The organism is Peribacillus frigoritolerans, from assembly GCF_030676415.1.
Taxonomy (GTDB): domain Bacteria; phylum Bacillota; class Bacilli; order Bacillales; family DSM-1321; genus Peribacillus; species Peribacillus frigoritolerans_A.
Genome location: NZ_JAUUTW010000037.1, coordinates 1 through 13,766 on the forward strand (window position 1 = coordinate 1; position 13,766 = coordinate 13,766).

Sequence of the window (13,766 nt, forward strand, 5' to 3'; positions counted from 1 at the left end):
AAAGCCGAGGAGGCTCCCCGACCGCCCGCGGAAAGCGAGTGCCTGGAGTGGAAATCAACGTCCAAATTGTACAAGCCATAAAAATAGACAAACTCGATTTTCATCGAGTTTGTCTACAGTCTGAGCCGTTCTGATGTCAGAACGGCCATACCTTTGAGGTTCCATTATTCCCCTTATCAACTTCTTAATTGGGAGTGGGATAATAATGAAAATAAGTACGTATGGGGGTGTTAGGTTTCAAGATATCAAGTTTTTTTGGGTGAAAGATGTATTTCGACTTCTCCCCACTTCCGAATTGCATAACGGGATCTATCAAAAAAAGCCACCTTTTGAAGACAGCATTGGATAAACGGAAAGAAAGGAAGCGTCTTTATCATTTACTTTGTATAATAAAAAAAAAAGAAAGCGCTCTTAAAGAGTACTTTCTCATCGTTTGCGTTTTTTTGCCGAAGGAATTATATATCCAGCCATTTGTTCAGGGCTAAGGAAATCGAAACCTTCAATTCCTTCAATTGTCGTTCTTTTTGAAGGAAAAGCCGTTCAGCCTCCTTTAAGGTCACCCGAGAGAATTGAATGGATTCCCCTGGTTTAACCTGAGCGATACTTGGTAAATCTGCCGTAATCACCTGAGCTATCTTAGGATATCCCCCCGTTGTTTGGCTATCTGCAAGGAGAATGATCGGGTTTCCATCAGGAGGAACCTGAACGGACCCATTTGTGACCGCTTCAGATAATAACTCCCCATTATCCTTTACTTCCAGTGTGGGGCCTGATAATCTATATCCCATACGGTCGGATTGATTGGATACTTTAAATGCCCCCGCTACAAAACTATCTTTACTTGAATCCGTGAAATTTTCATATTGGCTCCCATCGAGGAAACGGATGAGAGGTTTTCCTCCTGGCATGAACTCCATCTTATTCACAAACCACTTTGGGAAGGAAAATGAACCTTTGAACGCCCGATCACCAAGAATTTTCGAAGGTTCATTAAACTCCAAGACATCGTCAGCCTTTAATGCCCTCCCCATAAACCCGCCAATCCCAGCCCTTAGATAAGTGCTTTTACTCTCCATAACTTCAGGAATAGCGAAGCCTCCCGCCACTGTTAAGTAAGCCCTGCAACCTGATTTACACCCCTCAAATCTAAGCATCGATCCATTTTTTACAAGAATAGGCCTCCACATCGGTACAACCTGATTATCGATTGTAGGTGATAAGTTTCCACCCGTTATCGAAATCAGGCAATTTTTCTCGACTTTAATGGTCGGCCCCATCAATGTAATTTCCAAAACCGCTTCTCCTTCATCATTGCCAACCAACATATTGGCAGTTCGTAAAGAATGTCCATCCATTGCCCCGCTTACAATTACCCCATTTTGCTGGAATCCTTTTCTTCCAAGATCCTGTATACTTGTCAATAATCCCGGTTTGATAACGCGCAGGCTCACTGTACCCCCTCCTTAAGGATCATTTCTTTATATTCTTGATCCGAAATCGGATGGAACTTCACAATGTCCCCTGCTTGTAATAGACTAGGAGGATTTACATTTGGTAAAAATAGTTTGGTTGGCGTCTGTCCGATTAATTGCCATCCACCAGGTGTTGATATAGGATATACACCCGTTTGCATACCGGCGATTCCTACTGCCCCTGCCGGAATGGTCATTCGGGGGGAGGAACGCCTAGGTGTCGCGATGTCTTCTGACAATCCGCCAAGAAACGGAAAACCTGGTGCGAACCCAATCATATAGGCCAAATACTCCCCGGTTGAATGAATATGAATGACTTCATCAGTAGTCAAATCATTATAACGGGCAACGTATTCCAAATCCGGTCCATATTCCTTCCCATAGCACACGGGAATGGAAACTGTTCGATGTGAGAGTTTCTTATCTTCTTTTAAATCCTGTAATTTCATTTCCAAGATGGAACGGACCACTTCATAAGGAGATATCGTTTCCGAATCATTGCTTTGTTTTTGATCCTTATAAACAACAAGTGGATCATAAAAAACCGTCAAATTAGTAAAAGCAGGTACACATTCTATAAACCCGGCAAAAGGTTCATCTTCAAGTAAATCCATTAACAATTTTATTTTTTTGTGTATGCTGTATTCCATTCCATTCCCGAATGTAATCACGATTGCGGAATCGCCCAATGGAGAAAGTGTACATGCAGTTATATTCAATAGCTTTTCCGGCATAGGGACTCATCTCTTTCTGTAAGTTATAAAACTCCTAATTTTTCATCACGAATGTCCGTTATGAACATATGTCCAGGTGCATGCGTGATCATGATCTCCGGTTTGGTCTCCATGGCAATGGATTGCGGCGTAACACCACATGCCCAAAAGACCGGGACTTCCCCTTCACGAATCGTTACTGGATCACCAAAATCCGGATGCTGAATGCTGGAAACACCGATCGCTTCAGGGTCACCAATATGGATTGGGGCCCCATGAACTGCAGGAAACCGCGATGTCACTTGAGCTGCCCTCACCACATCCTTTTGTGGAATCGGCCTCATGCTAGCTACCATTTTCCCATGAAAAATACCTGCTTCAATACACGGAATATTGGTTTTATACATAGGTACATTGCATCCCTCTTCAATATGACGTATAGATATTTCATTATTCAAAAGGGCGTGTTCGAATGTAAAGCTGCACCCGATTAAAAATCCAACCATATCGTCTTCCCAGTAGTTTGAGATATCCGTTACTTCTTCCACTAATTCTCCATATTTATAAACCCTATATTTAGGAATATCGGTGCGTATATCCCCAGAATTCGCTGCAAATGCGGGAATGGGTGAACCTATTTCCGTAACGTCCAGCAATGGGCAGGATTTAGGGTTTCGCTGACAGAATAATAAAAAATCGAAAGCATGCTCTTTTTTTAAGATGGCTAAGTTCGCTTGTGCATAACCGTTAGCCATGCCAGCAGTCGGTTTTATCAATTCGTTGTTTCGAATCATTGATCGCAATTCAGCCGGGGCAGCTTGGGAAAGATCGATCATTAGTATTCATCTCCTATTAAGAACTGGCAGTCAGTGACAAACTGCGACGCCACATCCATCTGTATTTATTGGATTTTCATTCTTTAATCATTAAAAAAGTGCGGGCAGTTGTTTCATTAATGTATATACGCCCATTAACGCCATGATGACTACCACGAATACACCGGAAACCGTTAACCATAAAGGATGCTTATAATCACCCACGATTTTTTTCTTATATGCGGCAATCAGCAATGTTCCAAGGGCAATTGGTAAAATAAGTCCATTTATGGCCCCAACTACAAGGAGTACTTTAACCGGTTGGCCAATTATTAGAAAGCAAATGGTCGATACGGCAATAAAGCCAATGATTATCCAGTTAGCCTTATTATTTATTTTTTCGCTGAATGTTCTGATAAATGAAACGGAAGTATATGCCGCTCCAACTACTGATGTGATTGCGGCAGCCCACATAACGATACCGAAGATTTTATATCCTACATTCCCAGCTGCGAGTTGAAAAACGGATGCTGCAGGGTTATTCGGATCAATTTGTAAACCTTTCGATACAACACCCAATACTGCTAGAAATAACGCAACACGCATGACCGTAGTGATCAATATCCCCACTATCGAACTCTTTGTGACTTCAGGTAATGCTCCAACACCTTTCACGCCTGCATCCAAGAGACGGTGTCCCCCTGCAAATGTAATATAGCCGCCTACAGAACCACCCACTAATGTAACGATAGCAATAATATCGATTTTATCAGGTGCAAAAGTCCTCACTACCGCTTCCCCTACTGGAGGAGAGGTTGTCCAAGCAACGTAAATCATCAAACAAATCATGAAAAATCCAGCAATTTGCGTAAAACGGTCCATCGCTTTTCCTGCTTCTTTCACTATAAAAATCAGTACGGCGATGACTGCGCTTATTGCCGCCCCGGCTGTTGGGGATATTCCCGTCATCGCATTTAGACCTAATCCAGCTCCTGCTATATTTCCAATATTAAATGCGAGCCCGCCCATAACGATCAGTGCTGCCAGTACATAGCCCAACCCTGGAAGGACCATGTTTGCAATTTCTTGACCCCTTTTTTCGGATACAGCAATAATGCGCCATACATTTGTTTGGGCAAATATATCAAGAATGACCGAAATAAGAATGACGAATCCAAAACTTGCCGCAAGACTTTGGGTATAAACGGTTGTTTGCATTAAAAAACCAGGTCCTATTGCCGATGTTGCCATTAGGAATGCCGCACCTAACAATAAAGTGCGGTTTGTTTTTGGCTTAGCCGGATTTTTTTTCTGTGCGGTTGTATTTTTAATTGGCTCCAATGGAATCTGCCTCCTCATGGTTTTGATTTTTTTTAAGAAAAGGACTTGACTGTTATTTCAGACAATTGTAAAGATTCTTTAACATGGCGAGCAAAGGATAAAGCATGTGCCCCGTCCCCGTGAATACAAATGGTATCTGCTTTTAAAGCCACATCCGATCCTTGTTGAGACAGAACCTTTCCTTCCTTCACCATGCGAATGACTTGCGCAACGGCATCATCATCGTTTTCGATCAATGCATCTTTTTCCGATCTGGAAGTCAATGAACCATCATGTTGGTAGGTACGATCGGCAAATACTTCACTCCCGGTTTGCAATCCGATAGCCTGTCCGGCACGTATTAATTCACTGCCCGACAAACCAAATAAGATAAGCTCGGGATTCACTTTATATACCGCTTCGGCGATGGCCATGGATAACTCTTTGTTATTTGCGGCCATATTGTATAAAGCCCCATGCGGTTTCACATGCTGCATACTTCCGCCTTCGGATTGCAGAAAGCCATTTAATGCACCAATTTGATAGACGACAATATCATAAGCTTCCTGTGGTGAAATATTCATATTGCGTCTGCCAAATCCGATTAAATCTTGTAAACCTGGGTGGGCTCCGATTTTGACATCTTTCCCTAAAGCAAGCTGAACCGTTTTTCTCATGACTGTCGGATCACCAGCGTGGAATCCACAAGCTACATTGACAGATGTTACATAATCCAAAATCTCTTGATCATTACCAATTCGGTAAGCGCCAAAACTTTCTCCTAAATCACAATTCAAATCAACCATGCTCATACTACCCTCTCCTTTATTAACGGAAATTTCAGTAAATAACCCATATACATATGTAAGTGCTCTTTCAATCGCTCAAATGCATAAGTTCCGAAATTCGGAATTGCAGTTTCATATTTCGGAATATTCTCATTCTAGCATATTTTAATTATTTCGACAATACTTTGTTAGATAACCTAACATTATAGTTGGATATAAGTAATGATAATAAAAGCCGTTGTTTCCTTTGAAAGGAAGCAACGGCCATGATTACAGCACTAAAATTTGGAGTTTATTATGACATTCCATTTTTAAATCGATCAATAGAAAACAATGAAATATCTTCCTTGCTCTTACCGGAGATAATCAAGTCACTCAAAATTTCTCCCATGACACTGCTGAATTTAAAACCGTGTCCAGAGAAACCTGCTGCTATGGCAATGTGTGGATAATAAGGATGTTTATCCACTATAAAATGCTCATCAGGGGTCATGGTATAGATGCAAGTTTTCCCATATTTCATTTTTTGATCATCAGGCATATATTTCCGCAAAAATTTCACCAAATCTCCCTCATCTTCATCCAATTCACCAAAACCTTCAATACAGCCATCAGGATTTATACGGGTTCCCCCATCATGTCTCCCTATTTTCATTCCAGAACCATTTATACTAGGAAAGCCATAGTATGTACCAACTGAAGTATCAAAAGTAAAAGCTGGAAAAACATTATGATTATATAATTTTTCATTTGTATGAAACCAGGCAAAAGTTTTTCTAATGGGTTCTAGCGGCAGATCCAAATCTAACATCGCCAGTATTTTCGGGGCCCATGCCCCAACTGCAACCACTAAAGATTCTGAGTGGAATGTCTGCTCATCCGTTTTAATCGTGACCCCATTGCCATGAACAACTATCTTCCTTACCTCACTGTTTACAATGATGTCTGCACCATGTGATTTCGCAAGTTGCTGATACGCCCTTAAGCACTCTTCACTTTTCAACACCCCCGAAGTAGATTCATAGCACCCAATGTAGTCTTCTGGCAGTGTTATTCCAGGCCATCTATCATGAATTTCTTGTGAATCCAAGATTTTCATAGGTAAACCATATTCCTTTGAGCCCGCTTTCACTTGTTTAATGAAGGTGGAATTTTCGCTTCCAGCGTTCAGGACCCCCGTTGGAAGAAATAATTGTTTCCCCGAATTTCTTTCCAATTCACCCCATAGTTTTTGGGATTTAAGTGCCAAAGAAATATACTCCATGCCTTCACCATAAGCGTGTCTAATAATTCTTGTTTCGCCATGATGGCTGCCCTTATTATGAGGAGGAGTAAAGGAATCCAATAATAATACTTTTTGTCCATTTTTTGATAGATAATAACCTGAAGACATACCCATAGATCCTGCTCCAATTACAATTACATCATAGTGCATCTTACATCCCTCCTCCTTTAAATATGAACCTTCATTTTAAAAAAAGGAAGCCACTTTACCTTATAAAATAAAGTAAAGCAGCTTCCACATGGTTTTAGAACTCTATTTCACCGATCGCCATTTCAACGAGCTTCACTATTTCCCCTTCATGAATTTGCCTATAAATCGCTTCAATCTCCGGATGGAAATACTAAAAAGAAAATCCGACAATATAAATTATAAAATAGTAATTTTTTTATAATTTATATTAAAACATTCTACCTTTTTTGATAGATTTGACCAATTGTTAATCATTGAAATAAATGACTTCACTAAGGATTTTACAGCCTTCTATTGCCTCGGATTTTTCCCTAGCCTCCTTTTCGGTGGTAAACTCAAACATTTTTATGCCATTTTTAGAATGGATAGTGATTATCCACATAAAATTCCTTCCACATGGAAGATTCATTTCTACGATTTCCTTAAAACACTTTCATTTAATCCCACTGTAAAGCAGTAAAGTATTTAGCGCTGGCAATTGGTAGGATGATAAACCATCATCCTACCATTCAGCACCATTACATTTGATAAATACTTCTAAAAGCCATTCCATCCCCTGAATTTTTCAGCGGATGGAATGGGTAGAGATTGATTGATAATCGAGGCCGTATCTTTTTTAGTGATTCTTAAAGGCCAGTCAGGCTTTTGGAATCAGTCTTTACTCTATCATTCACAACCTGAACACCGTTTTTCCATACAGACTTAACGTGATTAACCCCAAATAAATATTGCAATTCCTGATAGTTTTCAACATTCCATAAAACGACATCCGCTTGTTTGCCAACTTCAAGCGAACCAATCCTTTCTTGTCTGTTGATTGCACAAGCAGCATTGTATGTTGCCGCCGTAAGCGCTTCAGCAGGGGTAAGCCGCATCGAGATGCATGCCAGATTCATGACAAGAGGCATAGAAGTCGTCGGTGATGATCCGGGATTGCAATCGGTCGAAATGGCAACAGCTACACCTTCATCAACCATTTTGCGTCCTGGGGCCGCATCTTCTCTTAAATACAAAGCTGTGGCTGGAAGCAAGCAGGCAATGGTTCCTGACTTAGCCATGGCTTGAATTCCCTCTTCGGAAGCCTTTAATAAATGCTCAGCTGAAATAGCCCCTATTTTGGCAGCTAGTTCCGCTCCCCCGTAAGGCTCAATTTCATCAGCATGAATTTTAGGGATCAAGCCGTACTTTTTCCCCGCCTTTAAAATCCGCTCTGATTGTTCAGGGGTAAAAACCCCCTTTTCACAAAAGACATCATTGAATTCAGCAAGCTTTTCTTCAGAGACGATTGGAATCATATCATTAATCAGATGATCGACAAATTCATCCTCACGGCCTTTATAATCCTTTGGAACCGCATGGGCTCCCATAAAAGTAGGAACTAAATCAATCGGATGCTCTTCCTGTAACTTCTTCATCACCCGCAACTGCTTCAATTCGGTTTCCAAATTCATTCCATAACCGCTTTTACCCTCTACTGTAGTCACGCCATGAGCGAGAAACGAATCAAGGCGTCGAATGGTTTGCTCCATCAATTCTTCTTCACTTGCTTCCCTTGTCATGCGGGTGGTGGCATGAATGCCCCCACCTGCGTTCATTATGTCCATATATGTTGCGCCTTCAAGACGCATTTCAAATTCTCGTTCCCGACTCCCGCCATACACAACATGCGTATGTGGATCAACTAACCCAGGTGTCACCAAATGGCCAGTTGCATCAAAGACTTCAGCCTCATGCATTCTATCTGCATAGAGTTCTTCCAATTCTTTGGTCGTACCGATCGCTTGGATCAAACCAGATTCCATCCATATACTTCCATCTTCTATCAACCCAAGCTCTGACATTGCCTCTTTGGAACGAGGACCTTTCCTATCAGAGGTAAGCGTTGCAAGTTGAGCGGCATGTTTTATCCAAATTGGTTTTGTCATTATTTATCAATTCCTTTATCAAGCATTGGGATATTAATGCCTCTTTCACGGGCTGTTTCCTCTGCCAATTCATACCCTGCGTCAACATGACGCACTACACCCATCCCAGGGTCCGTTGTCAGCACTCGCTCAATCCTGGCTGCTGCTTCTTTTGTTCCGTCTGCGACAATTACAACGCCTGCATGCATGGAGTAACCCATTCCTACGCCACCGCCATGATGTACGGAAACCCAGGTTGCACCTCCCACTGCATTCACCATTGCATTTAAGATCGGCCAGTCAGCCACTACATCGGAACCATCCTTCATGGCTTCCGTTTCACGATTCGGCGAAGCGACAGAGCCAGAATCCAAATGGTCACGGCCAATCACGATCGGGGCCTTCAATTCACCGCTTGCAACCATATCATTGAGAATTTTACCAAAACGGGCGCGCTCCCCATAACCAAGCCAGCATATGCGGGAAGGAAGACCTTGGAACTGAATTTTTTCTTGAGCCATTTTAATCCAGTTACATAAATGTTCATTATCAGCGAATTCGCGTAAAATGGCTTGGTCTGTTTTATAAATGTCTTCAGGATCACCAGATAAAGCGACCCAGCGGAATGGACCTTTACCTTCACAGAATTGTGGACGGATATAAGCTGGAACGAAGCCCGGGAAGTCAAAAGCATTCTCTACCCCTTCATCTTTCGCAACTTGCCGGATATTGTTGCCATAATCAAACGTCACAGCTCCTTTTTCCATCATTTCAAGCATCGCTCTTACATGTTTGGCCATTGAAGCTTTAGAGAGTTTAATATACTCTTCTGGATTTGCATTCCGTAATTCTGCAGCCTCCGCCATTGACAGGCCTGAAGGAGTATATCCATTTAGCGGATCATGGGCCGAAGTCTGATCCGTCAAGACATCAGGAATGAAGTTCCTTGCGATCATTTCCGGAAGAATATCTGAAGCATTCCCAATCAAACCAATCGATAATGCTTTTCCTGCAAGTTTAGCTTCATTGGCTAAACGAATGGCTTCATCCAATGAATCCGTTTTCACATCGGTATAACGAGTCTCAATCCTCCTGTCAATTCTTGTCTCATCTACATCGATCCCGATACAGACACCACCGTTCATCGTAACTGCTAGCGGCTGTGCCCCTCCCATTCCGCCTAAACCTGCCGTTAAAGTAATGGTGCCTTTTAACGAGTTATTGAAATGTTGTTTTGCAAGCTCGGCAAAGGTCTCGTATGTACCTTGTACGATTCCTTGGGAACCAATATATATCCAGCTGCCAGCTGTCATTTGCCCATACATCATCAATCCCTTTTTATCAAGTTCATGGAATGTTTCCCAGTTCGCGTATGCAGGGACGATATTTGAATTGGCAAGCAGGACACGTGGTGCATCGGTATGCGTTTTAAAAATTGCCACCGGTTTCCCTGATTGGACCAGTAAAGTTTCATCTTCTTCAAGCTCTTTTAGGGATTTGACGATTGCGTCAAAGCATTCCCAGTTACGGGCTGCTTTCCCAATCCCTCCGTATACCACCAAATCTTCTGGACGTTCAGCAACTTCAGGATCCAAATTATTCATAAGCATTCTAAGCACTGCTTCTTGTTGCCATCCTTTAGTATGCAATTCTGTTCCAGTATAACGGATAACCTTGTTTGTAATCGTGTTCATTTTCATTTCCCCCTTGTTTTTGTTATATTTTCATTCTATAAGAAAAATTCAGAATAATTCATTATAATTTAATGATAATTTTATAATTTATTTCGATATTTTGTAGTTAACTTTATTTTTTTATGAATAATTTCACTAATTACATTGTTATGAAATAAATAAAAAAGGACGATTCATTTATTGAATCGTCCTTTTTTATAATCCAGACCGATATGCTGATGGTGTACAAGCTTCAAGCAGTTTGAATTTGGCATTGAAATAAGTTTGATGTGAATAGCCGGCCAATTGTGAGATTTCCTCCAATGATAAATCCGTTTCCTTTAATAAACGTTTAGCTTCCCTAATTCGAACTTGATGAAGCGTATTTCGAAAAGACTCGCCGGATTCAGCCGCAAAACGACGGCTGAGTGTACTTTTATTGATACGCAGAGTATCTGCACAACTCGCCAGATTCCACTGGGCGTCCCAATAGTTGGACTCGATCAGCTCCCTTGCTTTTTCGCTAAGTGTGCGTGCCCCTTCTTGTAATTGGCCATGATCCTGCAGAAGCATATGGGTGGTGAACGCATGCAGCTCTTTTACTATTTGATGAATGACAGGTTTATGTACAATTTGCTGAAATACATCATAGTATATTGCTTCTAGAGAAGCATTTTGCAAGTTGTATGATTTCATATGCCTACGAATCTGCGCGAGTACGCTTGTAAGGCGGATACGAACGATTTCCGGGTCGGGGTATGGTCGTTCAAAAGTAAGGAATTCACGTTCAATCCAGTTCCTGATGGCTTTCGCATCTCGCCTTTCGAGCATTTCTATCCAAAGTCTTTGTTCAAGAGGAGTGAGGAATGGATCCATCTCTTGAGGCGAAGTCTGTTGACTTTCGGCTAAAATGATATCATAACCATCAAAAAAGATTTGTCTCGTAAATTCACGTGTTTGCTGATACATCCTTTTTAAAGACTCATCTGAAGTTGCCGCTTTTATTATGATGGCAAGGGGCTCATCCATTCTTTCTTTCCAGTGAGCAAGGAACGCTTGGTACTCTTCCTTATATACCTCCATTTCCTTTGTTTCCTGGACACATAAAATAAAATCCGATAAAGCGAAGATTTGATTCTTCCCTGTAAAAGAATAGCGATGCAGTTCATCATAAACTAAAGGAAGGGTCTTGTTATCAGGTGTCAAAAAAGCGACCATGGTTATTCGACTTTCATGCCTCCGGTCTGTCAAGAAGAAATCCGGATATCCAATATCCAGAGCATTCTCATCATCCATGGTGTTTGTCGAAAGTAGACCTGGACCATTTCTCAATTGAAAACGCAATTGTTGGATATGTTTTACCAAATCCGCCGAAGAGAAAGGACGGAATAAAACATCTTCAGCACGAAAACGTAAGGCTCGATAAGCTGTTTGAAAGATTCGCTCAGATGAAATGCCTAACCATCGAATTCCCCTCCGCTTTAACGAAACACCCATCGCCTCACTTTCATCCGTCCAAATATCCATATCCAAAATAACGAATTCCGGTTGCTGATTGCGAATGCCCTTTTCAAATTCCTCAATCGTTTTCCATAAGATCAGTCTAACTCCCGTTAAGTGGGACTCCACTATCCAACGAATTCCTTGAGCCTCAATCTCATCTTTTGCCACCAAATGGATTTCCACATCATCACCTCATTTCTGCTGTTATTCCTGTAATGAATAAATATGAAGTCAGCACTTGAAAAGAAAAGGATTTCCTGGTCTTTTCGAAAGCACTTGTATCTCATCTCCATTCTAATCCCGCCGAAAACTACAAACAAGTCTTATTGGGCAGAACCTGCGATTTAGATTAAATTTTGATATGCTCAACTGGTATTTTCATCCCATATATATGTACTTCCTATATGAAAATATAAAAAGAAACATCATGGAAACCTTGTGATTTCCATTGATGTTTCTTTTTTAGTCACTTTTAATCTTCAATACATTTAGAACCGTTAAAATTGATTAATATTGACTTCAACTTCTTTTACGATGTTTTCATCTGAAGCACTTGTCAATTTTAATGATAATAGGGTGATGACTCCTAATACAAGTAATCCAGATAAAATAAACATCCCTTGAGTCAATGCAACAGTTCCGAGAATCATCGGTCCTACAAAACCGCCTAAAGACGCAAATGAATTGACTATGGCTATTCCAACTGGTGCAGTGGACTCAGTGAAGAAAAATGTCATATAGGCAAAGAAACATCCACTGAACCCGTATAACCCTAAAGAAGTAATCGTTAACATAAGCACCATCATAAAGACACTATCCGAAAAGCCGCACCCAATAAATCCGACAACTGCTATCATGAGGCAAACGAGCAAGTGTGATTTATGTTCATTGGTCCGATCTGAATTCCAGCCTACAAACATAATGGCAGGTATACCGACTAACGATGGAATCATCGCTAACCAGCCTATTTCTAAATTGGTTGTTGCATTTTCCGATAAAGATTTTATTATGGTTGGCATCCAGAATGACAATCCATAGATAGATGTGTACCCTGCAAAATAAAAAAGGGCCAACTTCCAGATTTTCGAATCTTTCAGCATATCAAGCTTAGTGACTTTATTTATTTTCGAGCTAACTTTCCTTTCCGCACTCAATTCCCCTTCTAACCAATCACTTTCTTCCTTAGATAACCATTTAGCGTTCGTCGGTCTATTAGTTAAATAGAAAACAACAAAAACACCAATAATAATGGCCGGAATGCCTTCAAGGATGAACATCCATCTCCACCCTGCCATACCCAACCAGGATATATTGTCAAGAATCCATGTCGACACAGGCGCACCAATCAATCCGCCAATCGGTAGGGCTAAAAGCAAAACCGCTGTTGCCCTTCCTCTTTCGCGGGCCCTGAACCAATATGTTAAATACAAAATTATACCGGGGAAAAAACCAGCTTCGGCGACACCTAATAAAAAACGGAGAATATATAAATGCATCGTTGTTTGCGCAAAACCTGTTAATATTACCACGAGCCCCCACGAAATCATTATACGGGCAATCCATATCCGAGCTCCCACTTTATGCATGATCATGTTGCTAGGAACTTCAAAGAAGAAATAGCCTATGAAGAAAATGCCGGAAAGCAATCCAAAAACTTCAGCGGATAAAGCTAATTCTGCATTCATTTGTAAAGCAGCATAGCCTAAATTGACCCTGTCCAAGTAAGCAATGATATAAAGGAGCAAGATAAATGGAAGAATCCGTTTCATCGTTTTACTGATCGTTCTTTTCTCTATTTCACCAATGGAATGTTTCAAGAATATTCCCTCCCTTTTGAAGCTACTATTTCAAAAAAGTCCGATTACCGTCGATCTTTTCCTTGCTGCCCGACACCCATGTTCATTCCTGGTACCACAAAAAATATCCCTATACCACCTCCCCTCCTTTTACATATACGCAGGGCTAAAGAGGAATAAGCCTTGCTACACGGCAGCAACCAATTTTATAGTAATTTTCAGAAAAATCCAAGCAACCTTTTCACCTAATTCTTCTACTTGAAAAACCACCTATTTAAACTGAATTAGCCTTCCCCATACTTGATCTC

Annotated in this window: 10 protein-coding genes; all 10 read right to left on the bottom strand. The window is 41.1% G+C overall.

What is annotated here, in order from left to right; genetic code table 11:
• Positions 1-455: 455 nt before the first annotated feature.
• Complete coding sequence (locus tag Q8G36_RS24100) at positions 456-1,451, bottom strand: biotin-dependent carboxyltransferase family protein (RefSeq protein WP_305162365.1); 996 nt, start codon at positions 1,449-1,451, stop codon at positions 456-458.
• Positions 1,448-2,206 carry a 5-oxoprolinase subunit PxpB gene (pxpB, locus tag Q8G36_RS24105; protein WP_305162366.1) on the bottom strand — a complete coding sequence of 253 codons (759 nt, stop codon included), beginning with the start codon at positions 2,204-2,206 and terminating at the stop codon, positions 1,448-1,450. Before pxpB ends, Q8G36_RS24100 begins: the two co-directional genes overlap by 4 nt.
• Positions 2,207-2,229: 23 nt before the next feature.
• On the bottom strand, positions 2,230-3,021 hold the full coding sequence (locus Q8G36_RS24110; RefSeq protein ID WP_305162368.1) for a putative hydro-lyase: 792 nt from the start codon (positions 3,019-3,021) through the stop codon (positions 2,230-2,232).
• A gap of 90 nt (positions 3,022-3,111) precedes the next feature.
• Complete coding sequence (locus Q8G36_RS24115; RefSeq protein WP_370694116.1) at positions 3,112-4,359, bottom strand: NRAMP family divalent metal transporter; 1,248 nt, start codon at positions 4,357-4,359, stop codon at positions 3,112-3,114.
• A gap of 14 nt (positions 4,360-4,373) precedes the next feature.
• Positions 4,374-5,132, bottom strand: coding sequence for a 5-oxoprolinase subunit PxpA (gene pxpA / locus Q8G36_RS24120; protein WP_305162369.1), 759 nt, complete (start codon positions 5,130-5,132; stop codon positions 4,374-4,376).
• 271 nt (positions 5,133-5,403) lie between these two features.
• Positions 5,404-6,543 (bottom strand): N-methyl-L-tryptophan oxidase, encoded by a 1,140-nt coding sequence (gene solA, locus Q8G36_RS24125; RefSeq protein WP_305162370.1) that lies wholly within the window; start codon positions 6,541-6,543, stop codon positions 5,404-5,406.
• 665 nt (positions 6,544-7,208) lie between these two features.
• Positions 7,209-8,507: an imidazolonepropionase gene (gene hutI / locus Q8G36_RS24130; RefSeq protein WP_305162371.1), complete on the bottom strand. Its 1,299-nt coding sequence runs from the start codon at positions 8,505-8,507 to the stop codon at positions 7,209-7,211.
• Complete coding sequence (hutU, locus tag Q8G36_RS24135; protein WP_305162372.1) at positions 8,507-10,180, bottom strand: urocanate hydratase; 1,674 nt, start codon at positions 10,178-10,180, stop codon at positions 8,507-8,509. Before hutU ends, hutI begins: the two co-directional genes overlap by 1 nt.
• 195 nt (positions 10,181-10,375) lie before the next feature.
• Positions 10,376-11,845 carry a helix-turn-helix transcriptional regulator gene (locus Q8G36_RS24140; protein WP_305162373.1) on the bottom strand — a complete coding sequence of 490 codons (1,470 nt, stop codon included), beginning with the start codon at positions 11,843-11,845 and terminating at the stop codon, positions 10,376-10,378.
• A 314-nt stretch (positions 11,846-12,159) separates the two neighbouring features.
• Positions 12,160-13,479 carry an MFS transporter gene (locus Q8G36_RS24145; protein WP_305162374.1) on the bottom strand — a complete coding sequence of 440 codons (1,320 nt, stop codon included), beginning with the start codon at positions 13,477-13,479 and terminating at the stop codon, positions 12,160-12,162.
• Positions 13,480-13,766 lie beyond the last annotated feature (287 nt).

What these genes read in the sequence shown, in the direction of transcription:
- pxpB (WP_305162366.1), bottom strand. Translation starts at nt 2,206, where the DNA reads ATGCCGGAAAAGCTATTGAATATAACTGCATGTACACTTTCTCCATTG.
- Q8G36_RS24110 (WP_305162368.1), bottom strand. Translation starts at nt 3,021, where the DNA reads ATGATCGATCTTTCCCAAGCTGCCCCGGCTGAATTGCGATCAATGATT.
- Q8G36_RS24115 (WP_370694116.1), bottom strand. Translation starts at nt 4,359, where the DNA reads ATGAGGAGGCAGATTCCATTGGAGCCAATTAAAAATACAACCGCACAG.
- pxpA (WP_305162369.1), bottom strand. Translation starts at nt 5,132, where the DNA reads ATGAGCATGGTTGATTTGAATTGTGATTTAGGAGAAAGTTTTGGCGCT.
- solA (WP_305162370.1), bottom strand. Translation starts at nt 6,543, where the DNA reads ATGCACTATGATGTAATTGTAATTGGAGCAGGATCTATGGGTATGTCT.
- hutI (WP_305162371.1), bottom strand. Translation starts at nt 8,507, where the DNA reads ATGACAAAACCAATTTGGATAAAACATGCCGCTCAACTTGCAACGCTT.
- hutU (WP_305162372.1), bottom strand. Translation starts at nt 10,180, where the DNA reads ATGAACACGATTACAAACAAGGTTATCCGTTATACTGGAACAGAATTG.